The 16,939-nt window shown below is 45.5% G+C and carries 18 protein-coding genes; 3 read left to right on the forward strand and 15 right to left on the reverse strand.

What is annotated here, in order from left to right:
* Window positions 1-224: 224 nt before the first annotated feature.
* Together MHI37_RS22600 and MHI37_RS22605 are read right to left on the reverse strand one after the other, a co-directional pair.
* Window positions 225-617: a hypothetical protein gene (locus tag MHI37_RS22600; protein ID WP_076337984.1), complete on the reverse strand. Its 393-nt coding sequence runs from the start codon at window positions 615-617 to the stop codon at window positions 225-227.
* Between the two features lie 127 nt (window positions 618-744).
* Entirely contained in the window at window positions 745-1,107 is a 363-nt protein-coding gene (locus MHI37_RS22605; RefSeq protein ID WP_076337985.1) for an iron-sulfur cluster assembly accessory protein, read from the reverse strand.
* Window positions 1,108-1,351: 244 nt separating this feature from the next.
* Between MHI37_RS22605 and mqnE the strand changes: the two genes are divergently transcribed.
* Both mqnE and MHI37_RS22615 read left to right on the forward strand, forming a co-directional pair.
* On the forward strand, window positions 1,352-2,455 hold the full coding sequence (mqnE, locus tag MHI37_RS22610; RefSeq protein WP_076337986.1) for an aminofutalosine synthase MqnE: 1,104 nt from the start codon (window positions 1,352-1,354) through the stop codon (window positions 2,453-2,455).
* Between the two features lie 63 nt (window positions 2,456-2,518).
* On the forward strand, window positions 2,519-3,586 hold the full coding sequence (locus tag MHI37_RS22615; RefSeq protein WP_076337987.1) for an FAD-dependent oxidoreductase: 1,068 nt from the start codon (window positions 2,519-2,521) through the stop codon (window positions 3,584-3,586).
* A gap of 15 nt (window positions 3,587-3,601) precedes the next feature.
* On the opposite strand, the gene MHI37_RS22620 is transcribed toward MHI37_RS22615, so the two are convergent.
* Entirely contained in the window at window positions 3,602-3,874 is a 273-nt protein-coding gene (locus tag MHI37_RS22620; protein ID WP_076337988.1) for a YuzB family protein, read from the reverse strand.
* Window positions 3,875-3,960: 86 nt separating this feature from the next.
* Between MHI37_RS22620 and MHI37_RS22625 the strand changes: the two genes are divergently transcribed.
* Complete coding sequence (locus tag MHI37_RS22625) at window positions 3,961-4,206, forward strand: NifU family protein (protein ID WP_054026871.1); 246 nt, start codon at window positions 3,961-3,963, stop codon at window positions 4,204-4,206.
* Window positions 4,207-4,323: 117 nt separating this feature from the next.
* Here the strand turns inward: MHI37_RS22625 and MHI37_RS22630 are convergent, their stop codons facing one another.
* From MHI37_RS22630 to MHI37_RS22685, 12 genes are all read right to left on the reverse strand, one after another.
* Window positions 4,324-5,106, reverse strand: a complete 783-nt coding sequence (locus tag MHI37_RS22630) for an SDR family oxidoreductase (protein ID WP_076337989.1) — start codon at window positions 5,104-5,106, stop codon at window positions 4,324-4,326.
* Window positions 5,107-5,127: 21 nt separating this feature from the next.
* A complete protein-coding gene (locus tag MHI37_RS22635) occupies window positions 5,128-5,841 on the reverse strand; it encodes a Cthe_2314 family HEPN domain-containing protein (RefSeq protein WP_076337990.1) in 714 nt (237 codons plus the stop codon).
* A 243-nt stretch (window positions 5,842-6,084) separates the two neighbouring features.
* Window positions 6,085-7,020, reverse strand: coding sequence for a COX15/CtaA family protein (locus tag MHI37_RS22640; RefSeq protein ID WP_076337991.1), 936 nt, complete (start codon window positions 7,018-7,020; stop codon window positions 6,085-6,087).
* Window positions 7,021-7,178: 158 nt separating this feature from the next.
* Complete coding sequence (locus tag MHI37_RS22645) at window positions 7,179-7,526, reverse strand: thioredoxin family protein (protein WP_076337992.1); 348 nt, start codon at window positions 7,524-7,526, stop codon at window positions 7,179-7,181.
* A gap of 57 nt (window positions 7,527-7,583) precedes the next feature.
* Window positions 7,584-9,200, reverse strand: coding sequence for a copper amine oxidase N-terminal domain-containing protein (locus tag MHI37_RS22650; RefSeq protein ID WP_076337993.1), 1,617 nt, complete (start codon window positions 9,198-9,200; stop codon window positions 7,584-7,586).
* A gap of 138 nt (window positions 9,201-9,338) precedes the next feature.
* Window positions 9,339-10,550: a polysaccharide deacetylase family protein gene (locus MHI37_RS22655; RefSeq protein ID WP_076337994.1), complete on the reverse strand. Its 1,212-nt coding sequence runs from the start codon at window positions 10,548-10,550 to the stop codon at window positions 9,339-9,341.
* 93 nt (window positions 10,551-10,643) lie between these two features.
* A complete protein-coding gene (locus MHI37_RS22660; RefSeq protein WP_306010679.1) occupies window positions 10,644-11,990 on the reverse strand; it encodes an ATP-binding protein in 1,347 nt (448 codons plus the stop codon).
* 4 nt (window positions 11,991-11,994) lie between these two features.
* A complete protein-coding gene (locus MHI37_RS22665; protein ID WP_076337995.1) occupies window positions 11,995-12,693 on the reverse strand; it encodes a response regulator transcription factor in 699 nt (232 codons plus the stop codon).
* A gap of 574 nt (window positions 12,694-13,267) precedes the next feature.
* On the reverse strand, window positions 13,268-14,911 hold the full coding sequence (locus MHI37_RS22670) for a polysaccharide biosynthesis protein (protein WP_076337996.1): 1,644 nt from the start codon (window positions 14,909-14,911) through the stop codon (window positions 13,268-13,270).
* A 20-nt stretch (window positions 14,912-14,931) separates the two neighbouring features.
* On the reverse strand, window positions 14,932-15,657 hold the full coding sequence (locus MHI37_RS22675) for a ThuA domain-containing protein (protein WP_076337997.1): 726 nt from the start codon (window positions 15,655-15,657) through the stop codon (window positions 14,932-14,934).
* Window positions 15,658-15,681: 24 nt separating this feature from the next.
* Window positions 15,682-16,164 carry a DUF456 family protein gene (locus MHI37_RS22680; protein ID WP_076337998.1) on the reverse strand — a complete coding sequence of 161 codons (483 nt, stop codon included), beginning with the start codon at window positions 16,162-16,164 and terminating at the stop codon, window positions 15,682-15,684.
* A gap of 7 nt (window positions 16,165-16,171) precedes the next feature.
* Window positions 16,172-16,924, reverse strand: coding sequence for a Cof-type HAD-IIB family hydrolase (locus tag MHI37_RS22685; RefSeq protein WP_076337999.1), 753 nt, complete (start codon window positions 16,922-16,924; stop codon window positions 16,172-16,174).
* Between the last annotated feature and the right edge of the window lie 15 nt (window positions 16,925-16,939).

The raw sequence follows: 16,939 nt of genomic DNA on the forward strand, positions 1-16,939 counted from the left end.
GCACCGCTCGTTTACGATCCGTTTTAATGGTTCGTTCGTTGCGTGTGTGTTCAGAAGTACTCTGCGACACAACCCCTCGCTTTCATAAAAGCTTAGTGGTTAAATAAGTTCCTCAAGCAGCCCTAGCACCAATTGGTCCAACGGAACCACACCTCTCTTCACACCGTCAATACTAATATGCACATTTTATTTGGAGCTTATACACTTGTTATTATTTTTTTATTTTAAAGCTTAATCAAGCTCTGATTAGCATAATAACTAGAAGCTCCTGTGATGTTCACATCATGTGCAGCACTATCTTGCTCCGCATCCTTCGTGCTGAACATATAGACCATCTCGCTTGCGATAAAAACAATGGTGAAGCCGATTACGAGCATCAATTTAAATGATGTCGCTTTATTCCTTTTCATCATTTCATTATTGTCAGACTTGAATGTCCATGACTTGTTTCCTTTATAGGCTTTGCTTGATGCCTGTCCGCAAGAGCAGGAAATCTCGGAGTGAAATTCATAGCCCTGCAAGGTAATATTATACTGACCTTTTGAAAGAGTATGCTTTCTTCCGCAAGCTGAACACCCAACTTCAATAAAATGTCTATAATCACGAATAAACTCCATTTGTCATTATCCTCCAAGATGATCGATTCATAGACTGCAAGCTGAAATTTATATTCGAACAAAAAAAACTTCCGAAATGCATATGAACCTCATACGCATTTCGGAAGAAATCAAGTAATACCCAAGATCAGCACTCGCCAGCGGCAGCTGGTTTGCCTGCATCTTTGGCGGTACGGAACGAAGACCCGCAGCCACAAGTTGCACTCGCATTAGGATTTTCTATCGTAAAGCCGCCACCCATTGCTGATTCCTTAAAATCAATAACCAATCCATGTAAATATTTAATGCTTTCTTCGTCTACAACAACCTTTAAGCCTTCCATATCAAGCGCTTTGTCGCCCGCATGCTCTTCATCGTCAAAGCCCATACCATAGGAGAAGCCGCTGCAGCCGCCTTCCTTAACACCAAGTCGCAGGAATAGCTCAGGTCCGCCTTCTTCTGCGAGCATTTCTTTTATTTTGTCAGATGCTGTATCACTAATTGTGATCATGCTACATCCCTCCAATTTATCAGTTTAATCATTTCATTGTATCTCACTTACTTAATTGTAGTATACTCCAGTTTGAGCACTTGCTCAATAGAAGCATGCCCACTGATTATAATTCTAATTTAAGAATGCATATTCACTTTTCTTATTGCCCCTGTTACGTATGAGGTTTATAATAGTTACAGCTTCTTAATCGAAAAAGAAAGTTATTTTTTTCACAAACTACTAAATTTAGAGGAGGCTCGCCATGAGTGTCATTGTACCTACTGAGGATAAACAAATGCAGCAAATTATTGAAAAAGTGCGTCATGGGCAGCGTTTATCGCTTGAAGATGGCGTTTTCTTATATCAATCTGATGACTTGCTTACGATTGGACAGCTGGCAAATGAAGTAGCCCTGCGTAAAAACGGGAAAAAGGTTTACTTTATTGAGAATATGAGCCTTTATTTCACAAATGTATGTGAAGCACATTGCGCATTTTGCAATTTCCGCAAGGATGAAGGAGATGAAGGCTCTTACACACTGAGCGGTCAACAAATGATCGAATACGTCGAGAAGCATTTCCACCCTGGTGTTCGTGAATTTCATATTGTTGGCGGTCATAATCCACATGTTCCTTTTCAATACTATGTGGATTCACTAAAAGCTCTGAAAGAGCATTTCCCTGAGGTTACGCTTAAAGCCTATACGGCAGCAGAAATTGACTTTTTCTCACGCATCAGCGGCCTTAGTTACCGCGAAGTATTACAGGAGCTTATGAAAGCAGGACTTCAGTCGTTGACAGGCGGCGGTGCTGAAATTTTATCTGATCATTATCGCAAAAAAATGCGGGTAAACAAAGCGGATGTTACCCAGTATCTGCAGGTTCATCGCACCGCGCATGAGCTTGGCCTGCGGACCCATACAACGATGCTGTATGGCTCCATCGAGACCAAGGAAGATCGTATTCGCCACTTAATGCATCTGCGCGAGCTGCAGGATGAAACAAATGGGTTCCTTGTGTTTATCCCGCTTTCCATGCAGCCGATTAATCCTAATGCTGGAATTCGCCGGCGCAACTCGGCCTTCGAGGATTTGAAGACGATTGCGATCAGCCGCTTAATGCTCGATAACTTCCAGCATATTAAAGCTTACTTCATCAACATCGGAGTTCAGCTAACGCAAGTTGCCCTTACAATGGGTGCTTCGGATGCTCACGGTACGATTGTTAAAGAAAAAATCAGTCATGCTGCTGGTGCATTAACACCGGAAGGCATTACGCGTGAGGACCTCATCTGGCTCATTAAAGGCGCAGGTCGAATTCCTGTCGAACGTGATACGTTCTACAATGAAATTAAAGTTTACGAGTGAGTAATTCGCATCACAAAAGCATAAAATAGTCCTATCATCGAGAAATGTGGAGATGGAAAAGAAATGAGAAACCTTATTATACTGGGCGGAGGCTACGGAGGCCTCGCCATTGCAAACGAGCTGCTGGAGAAGCAATTGCCACTTGACGTATCCATTATATTAATTGACAGAATGCCGTTCCAAGGCTTGAAGACGGAATATTACGCGCTTGCTGCTGGAACGGTTTCAGACTTGGAGCTTCGGGTAAAGTTCCCCGTTGATCCAAGAATTTCACTCGCCTATGGTGAAGTTACGGATGTAGATATGGAACTGAAGCTCGTCCATATCGAGAATCAAGAATCCATGGAATACGAATGGCTTGTTATCGGTCTTGGCTGTACAGACAAATATCATGATATTGAAGGTGCGGAGCAATTCTCCACAAGCATACAGACCTTCTCAGCCGCTAGAAAAACCTATGCTCTGCTAAATGATATTAAGCCATATGGTCAGGTGTCGATTGTAGGCGGAGGCTTAAGCGGAGTTGAGGTTGCAGCTGAGCTGCGCGAGAGCAGGCCAGATCTTAATATTCGCATCTTGGACCGCGGTCCAAAGGTACTGTCGGCATTCCCTAGCAAGCTTCAAAGCTTTGTTGCGGAATGGTTTACGGAGCATCACGTAGAGATGTGTGGTCATGTTGGACTAACGAGGGTCGAAAATGGCATTTTGCATGATGGCAATTCAAATACAGCTATTTATACAGATGTGACGGTTTGGACTGCTGGTATTCAGCCCGTACCGCTCGTTCAGCGAATCCATTTGCCTAAGGACAATCAGGGCAGACTCATTATTAATGAGTATCATCAACTGCCAGATCATACCGATGTGTTCATCGTTGGTGACTGTGCGGCGCTTCCACTCTCGCCAAGCGGCCAAGCCGCAGGTGCACAAGGCAAGCAAATTGCCGAGGTGCTGCAAGCGATTTGGCATAACAAAACGCCGCGGCTCGGCAAAATTAAGCTTAAGGGCGTGCTTGGCTCGCTCGGCAAAAAAAGCGGCTTCGGCGTCATGGGCGGTACAGCTATACTGGGCCGAGTGCCTCGTCTCGTTAAGAGCGGAGTGCTCTGGCGCTCAAAGCGTCACCTTGGCTAATTCACCGATTCTTACTTATAGATCATCCAGCAGCTTATCCAGCGCTTCTTTATCCGCTTCCTGCTGAAGAATCGCTTTCAAAATATTAGCATGCAGCTCGTCTACCGTTTCCGCAGATACGATCTCGCCGTCCACTAATGCGAAGGGATTCAAGTAGCATTCGCCACAATTTCCCAAGCAGCCGTATTCGGTTACTTCGTAGTCATCATTCTTTTCAAATAAATCCATTATACGATCAGTGCCGTGATGCATATTACTGGCACAAAATTCGATCATTGGTTTAAACATCTTGATTCACCTAACTTTACTTAGTTGCTATCCATTTTCAATTGCTTCACTTTGTACTATAATAGGGTAGAAAGGAGATGAATGCAATGAGTGAACAAGTACAAGATACAATGTACGATGAGGTTTTGGACGTACTCGATAAGCTTCGTCCGTTTTTGCAGCGCGACGGCGGCGACGTTGAATTGGTTGATGTCGAGGGCGGCATCATCAAGCTTCGTCTAATGGGTGCATGCGGAAGCTGCCCAAGCTCGACGATTACGCTTAAAGCGGGTATCGAACGTGCTCTTCTTGAAGAAGTAGAAGGTGTAATCGAAGTCGTTCAAGTATTCTAGATCCTATATAGAACGAATCAAGCATGCCTTTGCATGACAAATGACGAAAAGTCTTATCGACGCTGCGGAATTAGTTCCTCAGCATCCCGATAAGACTTTTTTTTGTTCTTATGCCGATTAGAACATTCCTTTAATATTAGCTACAATGGGGTCAAAGCCGCCAGTCACATCGATGACATTGCCGGTCAAAAAATTGGACTGTATATCGCATAGAAACAAAACGACACGCGCCACGTCCTCACCTGCGCCAGGGCGTCCAATTGGCGATTCATTATCGTATTCTTCCTCTACCTCAGCAATAGACCGTTCCTTGTTAACTCCCCGAATGTCGCCGGGACCGATTAAATTGACCGTAATGCCATGAGGAGCCTCTTCCACAGCCAGTGATTTTGTAAAAGATACGAGCCCTGTTTTTGCCGCTGCATATACCGCCCGATGCGGCCATGCCCTGGCTTCCCCCGCATGACCGAAGCCAAAGTGAACAATACGTCCCCATTTGCGCTCTCGCATGCCTGGCAGCAGACGATGATCAAGCAGCATTACACCGAGCAAATTGCCATGCAGCAGTCTAATGATCGTGTCCTCGTCATATTCGCTGAATAAACGACGCTTGCGCACGAAAGGTCCTGCGTTATTGACGAGAATATCGACTCCGCCAGCCCAGCTCTCCGCTGCGTCGGCAAGCTTCGCCGCTCCCTCTGTCGTTGCAATATCGGCTTGTACTGTAATTGCTTTCACGCCTAACTGTTCAATTTGCGCCTGTACCTGCCTGGCCTCAAGCTCGCTCTCATAGTAATTAATGACCACATTGCAGCCACGCTCAGCAAGCTGAAGCGCCGTTCGTTTACCGAGTCCCTTCGCACTGCCAGTAACCAATGCTGTTTTCCCATTGAGTCCCACGAATTTTCTCTCCCCCCGGAATTATCGTTGCTTGCTTCGCATAATTTTGCATGCGTATTGAAACGTAAGCAGCAATGATTCCATTGCCAAGTACAGGCCCTGCGTCAAATCGGCAGATTGTTCGCTTAAATTCTCAAGCTTAGCCTCTCCCCCATACATACGGCTGCTTTGAATGAGATCATCCTGCATTTCAGAATTCATATAATGAATCTCAGTATTTCTGCGATTGCGCAGCCTAGTCATCGGTTCTTTATATTTCTCCTTCACATCATTAAGCTTCCAAGTCAGCTCCGGATGTGCCCTCTTCTCACGCATATTGCGCAAAACCGTGAAATAAGAAAAATGAGGCTTAATCCGCTCCGTCCTCATATCAAGCAGCTCATTAAGCAGCGTGCCTAGCTTGTCAAGCAAAGAGAAAACGCGAATAAAAGCGTTTTTATCAAAGTAGATATATCGATTATACTGGATTCTTTCCTCATCTGTCATTTGCTTAACGGAAGCAGCCTTTATTTTATGCTGAAATTTCAGACTTGCATAATGGCTTTGCTCAAGCTCATCCAACGACGAACGAAGACCAAGCGTCCAAATCTCATATTTACGCAGCTGTTGAACACGAACATTGCCTTCCTTCATCTTATCGGACAGTATCGCGACAAACTGATCCATCAGACGAAACGTTTGTGCAAGTGTTCCTTCCGCATCTCTTTGAGGCTCATTAAACAGGATTCGCAGCATATTTGAACAGTCCCTTCTGCTATAGAATGATGAACTTTGTTATATTTTATCATAATTTCAGCAAGCAGCAGCATTTTAGTGGGGCTGCCCATTTGACAGTCCCTATGCGCAAGCAAGCCTGCAAGCGAATTTTCTCGTTTGCAGGCTTGTTTTAAGCGGTACATGGATTACGACGTTTTTTTCAAGCCTACGTACAGCATGTCCCATATGAAGCATTTCTCTTCACATAACTTCTAGTCATTATTAAGCTTTGCTTTTGCCGCGCCCTTCTCTTAAGAGCCAGGACTGAATTAATAAATCTATAATAATACCGAACAAGCCCGTAACGATTAAGTTATGCAGAAGGTTCGTGAATAAAAACCAGTTCGTATTTGTAATCGTATAGGTAAGCAGTGCACCACTGAAAATCTGAGTAATCACGAGTGCGAGCGCCCACCCAGCATGCTTTGTTAAACCTGCTCCACCGCTAACCTTGCGAATATGAAGGAATAAGCCCGCCAGACTGATGCCGAGCAGCAATGCAGCCACTCTGTGAATGAACACGGCCCCCGTTGCGCCGCTGATCTCTGGCACGATCTCTCCATTGCATAATGGCCAGCCTATACAGCCCCCGCCTGATTCGGTATGCCGAATGAATGCCCCCAAATAGACAACGGCATAGCTATAAATAGCTACAGAAAGTACACGTGGAAAAATGGAGCTCGGTACTTTGAATACCGTAGGCGGCCCATTCTTAGCCCGAAATGTCCAGATGACCAGCAGCAGCGTCGCTGCAAACGCAATTAAAGATATGCCAAAATGAATGGCCATAACCGGTGGTGATTGCGGCCATAGGACCGCTGCCGCTCCCATGAGCGCCTGAATAATGGTGAATAGCAGCGCCCCGCCTGCATAAAATAATGGCTCCTTATAACCTGATCTGTCTCTTCTAAATTTCGAAAAAATGGAAATTGCTGTAGCGAGTACAAGTAGGCCTTCTAAGCCTGAGACGAGACGATGTGAGTATTCAATTAAAGATTCGACAGTATACGCAGGTATAAATTTCCCGTGGCACAAGGGCCAATCATCACCGCAGCCACGGCCTGAGTCTGTGTTCGTGACTAATGCACCGCCGAGCAGTACAAGAAGCATTCCGATGCACGCTGCAATAGCCAACGCGCGAAAACGCCCGGTTACCATAATAAAATCACCTTATTTCATGTTTTAATAACAGTTCAATTATAGCCATAAAAAAAAGCAAAAGCCATGTTGAAAATGTGACACTTCCGAGTAAGAGGCCAGTAAAAAAGGAAAGCCCGCGCTCAGGGAATACATTCCCTGCTAGCGCGGACTATCTTTTAATTATGGCCTAATGCTTCACTGACTTGGATCGCCCGGTCTACAAACTCCTCAATTTCCTCACGCGATTTGCGCAGCTTGCTGACGAACCGCACCAGCTCCTTGCTGCCGCGGAAGGCAATAAAGCTTGGAATTCCAAGAATGTTCAGCTCCGAGCATAAATCAGGGAGATCATCGCGATCAAGCTCTACGAATTTGACCTTATCCTCATATTGCCGTTCAAGCTCTGGCATAAATGGGTCAATAAAGTGACAATCCCCGCACCAGGTTGTTTTGAAAACAGCAATGGTAAGTCCCTCGCTCGCAACCGCCTCACGAAACTCAGCATCTGTCGTTAGTTTTTTCATTTTGCACCCCTAAAAAAAGATATCAGGCTTAAACGCCTCATCCGTGGCAAACTCTTCTTAGACTTCCCGATCCAGCGTAAATATTCTCATATCCTCATCAATATCCGTCCAGCCAATCTTTGCATGAAGCGCTGAAGCCAAATTACGTGCAGGTACATAAGTAACTCCGTCTACGACAATTACAGGGAAAGATAGCTTTACGTTTTTGCCATTTACTACAGCAACGTCACTTCCGCTTTTGAAAACAATCGTCGTGCCCGTAGCTTCGTCAACTACTTTCAAGGCTTTGGTCTTGGCATCGTACGTCAGCACACCGCCAAGCTGTTCCACCGTATCCCGAAGCGGAACAAGCGTGATATGATTCGCTGTCACAATGACCGGATTGTAATACTGATAAGAATACCATGTAATATTCTGCTTGTTCACATGAAGCTTGTTTTTCAATATATCATATGCGACTGATTTGTCATCAAACAGCTTCAATAGCTGATAGCCTTGAATATCCATTAGCGTCTCAACTGAGACGTTAGTTTCAGAAGCAACAGGAGCGTCTGCTTTTACATCGCCATTCACATTCCATGATTCACTCTCTGCCTTCAGGCTGATCCCTTTAAACGGCAGATAACCATACTCCTGCTGCTCTTGCGTCAGCACATAAGAGATTTCGAAGGCCTGCTTGCGAATATCGAGCTTATTATCTACATAAACATCCGCTTTAATCGTTAAATCATTGCTGAACACTTCGTCTAGTGATTCTTGATCCTCTTCTTCAAGCAGCTTGAGTTCTCCTTGAAGCTCGGCAAGCAAGCTCGTAAAGCCCTCTATCGTATCCTCCAATATTTCCTCAGGAGCTTGTGTGTCCAATCCGCCTTCTTCAAAAGGATTGATCGTTCCAGCAGCCGACCAGATGTCCGGATTGCTCTGCAGCACTTCAAACACGCCAGCAATCATCTTCTCATGACCCGCTTGATCAGCGACTAATGCGTCTACATATTTTTTCACCCATGCCCAAAGCTCAGGGCCGTTCAGGTCAAATTGAACATGCATTAATGAGGTGGAGGAGCCGTTAATTGTTTCATTTACCGGCTTTACAGAAATACGGTCGGGATTGGGCAAATTATCAATAACAAATGATCCAACCGTATCAAGCAGCTGGTGGCCAAGCTCCGTTAATGCCGCTTCATCAAGCTCAGGAGCATCTTCCGCCAACTCCGGCGAGTCCAGCAAGTTGGAACCGCCCATTAATCCAAACATGCCCTCGCTCGTCAGATCAAGCTCAAATGGCTGCTTCGCTCCTTCAAGCTCAAGCACCGCCAGCGTATCTGACATTTTCAGATTGAATTTTATGCTTGTTGTATCTCCAAAGACCAAACTTCCATCAAAGGATACATGCGAGCTATCCTGTGCCTTGACATGATCGAGCTGCAGCTTCAAGCTTGACACCAGCTTCATAATCTCGAGTTCCTCTTCCGAGATGCCCTCATATAACGTTTCATCAAGCAGCAGCTTAAGCTCTACTGACTGCTTGCTCTCACTCGACGTCACTTTAAGTGAATTCTTCAATACCGCATTAAAATCAAGATTAGAAACAGCTTGACAGCCTGCAACGAATACGAGCGTAAATGCTAGTAAAAGTACGATTAGCTTGTTTGGTCTAGATATAAACTTTTTCATTCATTCGTCTCCTTTTATGATCAAATATAGTAGGCCGTCTATTCTGACAAACTCTACTTATTGTACCGGAGACTCTATGTATTGTAAATGTATGGAAAGCACTAATTTTTGTCGATTTTCTCACATTTTTTTCGTCATTTACGGCAGTTTAGTCGTTTCAATTCCCACCTTTTTTTCTGATGGGCTCCATGAAAGCGTCCAGCCATTGAACTCGCAAAAATCACGCAATGAAACAACTCTCTCCTCCGAATTAGGCAAATCAATCGTGTTAATCTTCGGTGCTTCCAGTCCGTCAATAAATAATAGAGATGAAGGATTCCCCTTCGTTTTCGGCTCCGCTAACCGCTTCAATTTATTTATGAGCTCGTCCTCGGTTTCACCGGTTTTCGCCCCATTGATTCGGTTGCCCGTGCGGTGCAGCCTCGTATTTAAGCCTTCTCTTGTGGTGAATGTAATCTGGATGCCTGCCTCCTCGGCAAGCTTTACTACAGCTGGATGAAACGCCCCGTATGGAAAGGCGAGAGCGCTCTGCGTATTGCCAAGCTCCGTGCGCAATCTCTCCTCCGCCAATAACAAATCATCCAGCACCCTCTTGCTGAACTCTTCCTCTGTTTCTCTTCTTTGCTTTTCTTCAACGTATATTTTCCTTGCCATGACAGGCAGTACTTCACTGTTCTCATTCACTGCGCCATAACGATGCATCCCGTAGCTGTGGCTGCGAAAGCTCATATTCGCATCCTGCATTTCTCTCATTTGCTCCCAAGTCAGCTTAGGTGTTCCTGGCTGCTTGCGATCATCAACTGCCGAGACGATAACAAAATTAACTGCTGCGTAGCCATGCTTCTTTAATATCGGGTAAGCCAGCTTATAAAAGCTTTCATAACCGTCGTCAAAAGAGATTAATACCGCGTTGTCCGGTACGGAGCCATTAGAGATCAAAAAGCTTGTATAGTCATCTATATTGATCACTTGAAAGCCTGCTTCCTTCAGCATCCGCATTTGATTCTCAAATCTCTCCACGGCAATAATGCCGTCGCTCTCAGGGGCTATGGCTATATCATGATACATCAGTACAGCTACCTGATCCGAGTAATAAGCACCCTCTTTTTTCGTTATCTCTGACTGCCATTCCAGCTTTTTCTGAAAGGTTTTCTCAAGGTAAGCTTCCGGAACAAACAGCCTTTCGTCATATATGCTTACAGGTGCTTCTTGTGCGATCACATTACCGTTAACGATGAGCCGAACATCGCTGATCGGCCCTTCTTTCGAAGTACATCCGGTTAACAGCCATCCGACCATCATAGCTAAAGCGATGAACGTTAAAAATATAGTTTGCTCTGTTCTCTCCATCCTGCGTCCCCTCCATTATCTAACTGTTGTTAGTCTAATGGAGGGGTCTTATCGTTATTGCAGTGTGCAGCTTAACATTCTCTTATCAAATGCTTAAGCTTTGTGCTGTAATAGAGAATAGCGGGTCTCGAATATGGTCTCCTTAGCTGTACTGCTGACAGAAATCCGGCCACCCTGCGCTTCAATAATGCTTTTCGTAATCGCAAGTCCAAGTCCTGTGCCTCCAAAATCAGCTGTACGCGCACGATCCACACGATAAAATCGATCAAATATATAGGGAACATCTTGAGCTGGAATCGGCTCGCCATAATTAACGATGCGAATCACAGCCTCCGTTTTGATTTTTTCAATATGGATATCTACCAGCTTACCTGCTTGACCATATTGCAGGGCGTTGGAGATCAGATTATCATAAGCGCGTACGAGTAAGTCTCCATCTGCCATGATCATTAAGGTGCTTTCAGTCGAATGAATTTGGCATAACATGTCCACCTTCTCAAGACTAGGCACAAATTCCTCCGCCAGCTGTCCAAGCAAGTCCACGACATCGATTTCTGCGAGCACAAGCGGCATACCATTATTCAGCTTGGTGTATTCGAATAAATCATCAATCAATCGTTTCAAACGAAGCGATTTCTCATAAGCAATGCTGACAAAATAACGAAGCTCTACTTCATCCTGATAACGATCCTTCTCAATCAGCTCTAGAAAACCAAGTATAGAGGTTAACGGCGTGCGTAAATCGTGTGACACACCTGTAATCAAATCATTTTTTGTTTTCTCAGCGTTTCTCTCCTCTTCCAGCAGCTCATTGAATTGCTTGCTTAGCACATTGATGCTCAGCGCAATATCACCGAGCTCATCAGCCGAACGGAGCGGTATGACATAATCGAGCTTGCCGGATGCCAACTGCTGCAGGCCGCTGCGAATCTCCTTCAAATACGAAATCATATTTTTGCTCGTCCAAAAAAACAGCGCCAAAAACAACACACAACCGAATACGGCGAGTACTGGTGTGGAGCCAATATGATTGACGACCCAAATGAGAGGCCGATCGAGGACAGAGTGTTGAATGAGGTAGTAGGCCAGCAAATGAACGGCTATAACAAGAGCAATCATAAGGATCAGGCTTTTAAGAAAAGCAGCCATAAACGTCCAACGAATCGTGCGGAACAGCTTATTGCTAGGCGCTCGCACTCCACTACGATGCTTGTTTGCCCCCGTTCGTTTTACAAGCTCTCTATAGCTAATAACGAAACCAAGCAAGCCAACAAAAATCATAATGGGAATCGAGCCAATACTTTCAATTATCCACTTTAAAAAAGTATCATAAGGCGGAATATGTATCATATAGGAAACAAGCCATCGTCCAATGAAAGCGGCCGCAACCGCAGCGAGCAAGCTTCCTACAACAAAATATATGCTTTGCTTGTTGCGCATCAGCTTAAAGCGCCTCCATTTTATAACCGATTCCCCATACGGTTTTTATATATTTCGGGTTTTGTGTATCCTTTTCTATCTTTTCGCGAATTTTCCGAATATGTACCATCACTGTATTTTTTGATTCCATGAACGGCTCATTCCATGCTTCCTCATATATTTTGTCCATGCTCAGCACGATGCCTCGATTAACTGAGAGCAGCTTGAGAATGGCAAACTCACGCGGGGTAAGCTTAATTTCCTGCTGATCCACCTTAACGGTATGGGTCGCCGTATTAATGACTAGCTCATCAATGACAATCTCATTGTGATTTTGCACTGTTGTCATATTAAACTGCTTTGCTCTGCGAATATGGGATTTGACGCTCGCAAGCAGCACTAAAGGGCTAAACGGCTTGGTTACATATTCATCTGCTCCGAGACTTAATCCTGAAATTTTATCAATATCCTGCGTTTTGGCAGAAAGCATAATAATCGGTATATTGTTTTGCTCACGAATTTTCATGCATGCTTCCAGGCCGTCCATGACGGGCATCATCACATCAAGAATAATCAGATCCACCTGATGGTTATTCATGAGCGTCAGCGCCTCAAGCCCATTTGATGCCTGCAGCATCGTATACCCGTCATTTTTAAAATAAATTTCCATCAGCTTTAAAATTTCTTTCTCATCATCTACCATAAGTATCGTTTCTCTTGTCATGCTTCTCCCCCCGATGTGAAACGGCTCTCGCCGTCCTTTGGCGGCGCCCGCGCGTTTCATTCTGAGAAATATAGAGAAAGTAGGGCGCAATGATATACTCTCCTATATTTCAAAAAACTCTTCCAATTCAAAGCCGCAGCATCCAATATAGCATGTTTTCCACAGTTTGGTAATATTTTGAATTCGTATATGAACAACAAAATTATCCTTACGGATGATTGGCAATCGCAGAAGCGTCAGATCACACTTCTAACGGAAACCACAGACGTTATATCGCCTTTATTTCTCATTTCAAAATTGTAACGGAAACACGCGCCTCTATTTGTCCCCTATATGCCCGATCTCGCTTCATTTCTGCGGAATAGCGTCTCCCACTTCCGTTAAAATGTGACGCTAACCCAAAATGCAACTTTAGCGTCTCTGGCTTCCGTTAGCTCTCTTGATCTGCTCTCCGGATGCTGGCGCAGCTTCGTTATCCACAGGATCGGAGAATGTATCGTTTCCTGTATTTCAAAAAAAAGAAGCGCCATCCGATAAACGGAAGACGCCTCCTGTTGTTCTATAAACCAGCTAGTTACGCTGCTTTTCTATAAAATGGCTTAAGCAGCAGCGACATCAGCTTGCGGAGCGGCCCAGGGAATGAACGAATATCCTCAGGTGTTATCACACGCAGAGCGGCCAATAATAGAAGATACAAGCCGCCTACAACCATTGAAGTGACAGCTGCGGCTGCTAGATAGGAAAGTTTATCTGCCCATCCTTCTGTCAAAGCAAGCACTGCATACTCCGCGCCCAGGCCAGCCAATGCCGGCACAGCTATCGCTGCAATATACGCCAGCCATTTCCGACCGAGTATATTCAGACTAACCTGTTTATTAATTTCCCGCACGTTCAACAGCGTAATCACGATAAAGCAAATCGACGATCCAATAATAAGTCCGTACACGCCCAGCACAGGCGCTAGTGCAATACTGAACACAATTTTGAGTCCAAGTCCGATAAAGGTATGGTACATTGGCTGCTTTGATTTATTCAGCCCGTACAATATCGAATTTGAAATCATCATCGTAATTTGAAAAATCGCACCCGCCGTAAGCATAGCTACAGTGCCGCTGCCGCTCGGGCTTGTAAAGAGCAAGCCTGTAACGGAATAAGAGGCTACGGTTAGCAGCAAAGCAACCGGTACGCCAGTAAAGCAGACGATGCGCATGACCAGCGAGGATTGACGCTGTACCTCATTCATATTGTTTAAGGAAAAAGCAGATGAAATAACGGGTATGATCGACGCTCCAAGCGCAATCGCTAAAATCGGCGGTATGCCGGCAATCCCCATTGCCTTATTCGAATAATCAGCCAATACCTTCGTTGCTGAGCTAAAGCTATAGAAAGAATCCGTTAATCGTATAAATAGCGTCATATCAAAAAAGTATAAAAATTGCACCGTCATCGCAGTAACAACTGCTGGAATGGAGGTACCGAATATTTCGCGATAAATTGTGCGATAAGGCAATTTCGCGCCTGTCTTCACAGACGGATTATTGCCTGCTCCGGACGATTTGGCCAGCTCCCCCAGGTCTTGTTTTTTTAGCTTTCGCCAAAACCACATCATAACTGAAAAAGCACCGATACTGCCAAGGACGGAACCAAAAGCAACAGCTGCAGCGCCATATTCATCGCCCCAGCCCCAGCCAAGCACGATGAATGCCAGCCCAATACCGCCGATCAATCGCAATATTTGCTCCATAATTTGCGAAATGCCGCCTGCCGACATAATTTGTCTGCCTTGAAAATAACCCCGCATCATGGCGATAATCGGGAACAGCAGCAGCGCTGGAGCGATGGCTCTCAAGGATAGGACCAAATCCGGCACCTTCGAAATTTTCGCGTAGACAGGTGCGAAGACGAACATGGCCGTTGCTAGAAGCAGGCCTGTTCCGGCTCCGAACATCAATGCAGCCTTATAAATCCGTTTAGCTTCATCTGCCCTGCCTAGCGCATAACGCTGGGATATCATCTTGCTGATGGAAAGTGGAATTCCTCCAGTAGCGATGGTTAGCAGCAATAGATAGATCGTGTTGGCTGAGTTAAAAGCTGCCTGTCCTGCAGAGCCCAGCATATAATCGATTGGAATACGCTGGAACAGCCCAAGAAATCGAACGACTAAAGCAGCGGCCGCCAGTATAAGCGTGCCTTTAATTAATGAGTCTTTTTTTAGCATAATCTTCTGTCCAAGTCTCCCTATCCTTTATTGCTTATAGGCTCCAGCGGCTGATGGTTGCCGCGAACCGGAACGGCTGCATGCGAAGGCGCTGCCCAGCGTACGCTGTTCTGAATAACTTGAAGCACCTGCGGGTTGTAGTAGGTTGGGTATGTCTCATGCCCGGGCCGGAAATAAAAAATTTTGCCTTGACCTCGACTGAATGTACAGCCGCTGCGGAATACCTCACCGCCTTCAAACCAGCTTACAAAAATCAGCTCATCTGGAGCTGGGATATCGAAGTGCTCGCCGTACATTTCCTCATGCTCAAGCGTGATATACTCCGGCAAGCCAGCGGCGATTGGATGCGCAGGATTAACGACCCAAAGCCGCTCCTTCTCACCTGCCTCCCGCCACTTCAAATCACAGCCCGTTCCCATCAGCTTCTTGAAAATTTTTGAGAAATGACCGGAATGGAGCACAATTAAGCCCATCCCTTCCCACACACGCTGCTGAACACGCTCTACAACCGCGTCATCGACTCTGTCATGCCCCATATGTCCCCACCAGATAAGAACATCCGTATTCGCCAAGCGCTCCGTTGTAAGCCCATGCTCGGGCTCCTCCAGCGTAGCTGTCGCTACCTCGATATCACCGCTCGCAATTCCGCTCGCCAGCGCTTGATGAATGCCATCCGGGTAAATCCTCTTTACTTCTTCATTATTTTTTTCATGCAAAAATTCATTCCAAACCGTTACCTTTATCATCGCGCCATCCATCCTCTCTATACCTTAGTTTACTAGCCACAGCACAAACAGCAAAATCATTGCCGCCTGCAAAATAACTTTAACGACAACACTGGTGAACAGTCCTACGACTGATCCAAGCCCGACCTTCAACGACTTCGACGGACTTGTGCCGATAATGATTTCTCCGATGACTGCACCTAAGAAAGGACCGATAATTAGACCGAATGCAGGAATAACAAAAGGGCCAAAAATAAGACCGATCGTACTGCCAATAATGGAGGCTCTAGAGCCTCCGAAGCGCTTCACGCCCCATCCGCTGACCGCATAATCGGCAACAAAGAGAACAACAACGATGAGTGTCTGAATAAGCCAAAACCAAAAGCCAAATTCATGGAAGGAGAAAAACCAGCCATATACGAAAAACGCTGCGTAAATCGCTAGTGCGCCAGGCAAAATTGGATAAATCGCTCCAGCCATTCCGACAACGAATAGCAGAACGACTAATATCCAGCCTAAAATATCCATACGCTTCTCACCCTTTCAAAACGTACCGTTTAATAACCTCAGCGACGCCATGCTCATTGTTCGAGAAGGTAATAAAATCTGCCGCTTCCTTGACGACATCCTGAGCATTGCCCATCGCAACGCCAAGTCCAGCCTCGCGAATAGCTGCGATATCGTTTAGGCTGTCGCCTACAGCGATCACTTGCGACATCTCAATATCAAGAAGCCCGCAAAGCTCTTTAAGCGCGCTAGCCTTCGATACGCCGAGCGGATTAAGCTCCAAATTCCATGGCGAGGAATTCGTAATTTCGAGTGCTCCCCAGCTCTGCACCTCAGCAAGGATCTGTTCTCTTATGCTGTCATCCTCGGTGTAATAGCCAAATTTCAACCAATGATGCGCATCATAATCGGATGCTGGGTTAATCCACTTTTCTTTATTGAAAATATCATCTGCTGTGTAGGCCCAAAACCAAGGCTCCCCATGCGAGAGAGCAAGCTCATGAAGCCTTTTTACATAAACGTGACTAAGATGCGTACGCTTGTGCAGTACATGCGGACGATGCCATATTTCACTGCCATTTACCGTTATCATCGGTGTTTCCAGCTTTAACTGCTCTGCAAATGGCAATGCGCTGCGAAAGCCCCGGCCTGTAGAGAAGCTGACGATGACACCTGCATCCAGCGCTTTTTGAATCCATTCCGCGTTTTCAGCGCTAATTTCACTTTGCTCATTGAGTAGCGTCCCATCCATGTCGAGCGCAACCAGCTTATAGTCTCCCAATATTGTGCCTCCTCA

The sequence above is a fragment of the Paenibacillus sp. FSL H8-0548 genome (genome assembly GCF_038630985.1).
GTDB lineage: Bacteria > Bacillota > Bacilli > Paenibacillales > Paenibacillaceae > Pristimantibacillus.

What these genes read in the sequence shown, in the direction of transcription:
- MHI37_RS22650 (WP_076337993.1), bottom strand. Translation starts at nt 9,200, where the DNA reads ATGAAAAAGTTTATATCTAGACCAAACAAGCTAATCGTACTTTTACTA.
- MHI37_RS22665 (WP_076337995.1), bottom strand. Translation starts at nt 12,693, where the DNA reads ATGACAAGAGAAACGATACTTATGGTAGATGATGAGAAAGAAATTTTA.
- MHI37_RS22680 (WP_076337998.1), bottom strand. Translation starts at nt 16,164, where the DNA reads ATGGATATTTTAGGCTGGATATTAGTCGTTCTGCTATTCGTTGTCGGA.
- MHI37_RS22600 (WP_076337984.1), bottom strand. Translation starts at nt 617, where the DNA reads ATGGAGTTTATTCGTGATTATAGACATTTTATTGAAGTTGGGTGTTCA.
- MHI37_RS22620 (WP_076337988.1), bottom strand. Translation starts at nt 3,874, where the DNA reads ATGTTTAAACCAATGATCGAATTTTGTGCCAGTAATATGCATCACGGC.
- MHI37_RS22645 (WP_076337992.1), bottom strand. Translation starts at nt 7,526, where the DNA reads ATGAAAAAACTAACGACAGATGCTGAGTTTCGTGAGGCGGTTGCGAGC.
- MHI37_RS22640 (WP_076337991.1), bottom strand. Translation starts at nt 7,020, where the DNA reads ATGGTAACCGGGCGTTTTCGCGCGTTGGCTATTGCAGCGTGCATCGGA.
- MHI37_RS22605 (WP_076337985.1), bottom strand. Translation starts at nt 1,107, where the DNA reads ATGATCACAATTAGTGATACAGCATCTGACAAAATAAAAGAAATGCTC.
- MHI37_RS22675 (WP_076337997.1), bottom strand. Translation starts at nt 15,657, where the DNA reads ATGATAAAGGTAACGGTTTGGAATGAATTTTTGCATGAAAAAAATAAT.
- MHI37_RS22615 (WP_076337987.1), top strand. Translation starts at nt 2,519, where the DNA reads ATGAGAAACCTTATTATACTGGGCGGAGGCTACGGAGGCCTCGCCATT.
- MHI37_RS22625 (WP_054026871.1), top strand. Translation starts at nt 3,961, where the DNA reads ATGAGTGAACAAGTACAAGATACAATGTACGATGAGGTTTTGGACGTA.
- MHI37_RS22635 (WP_076337990.1), bottom strand. Translation starts at nt 5,841, where the DNA reads ATGCTGCGAATCCTGTTTAATGAGCCTCAAAGAGATGCGGAAGGAACA.
- MHI37_RS22655 (WP_076337994.1), bottom strand. Translation starts at nt 10,550, where the DNA reads ATGGAGAGAACAGAGCAAACTATATTTTTAACGTTCATCGCTTTAGCT.
- MHI37_RS22660 (WP_306010679.1), bottom strand. Translation starts at nt 11,990, where the DNA reads ATGCGCAACAAGCAAAGCATATATTTTGTTGTAGGAAGCTTGCTCGCT.
- MHI37_RS22670 (WP_076337996.1), bottom strand. Translation starts at nt 14,911, where the DNA reads ATGCTAAAAAAAGACTCATTAATTAAAGGCACGCTTATACTGGCGGCC.
- mqnE (WP_076337986.1), top strand. Translation starts at nt 1,352, where the DNA reads ATGAGTGTCATTGTACCTACTGAGGATAAACAAATGCAGCAAATTATT.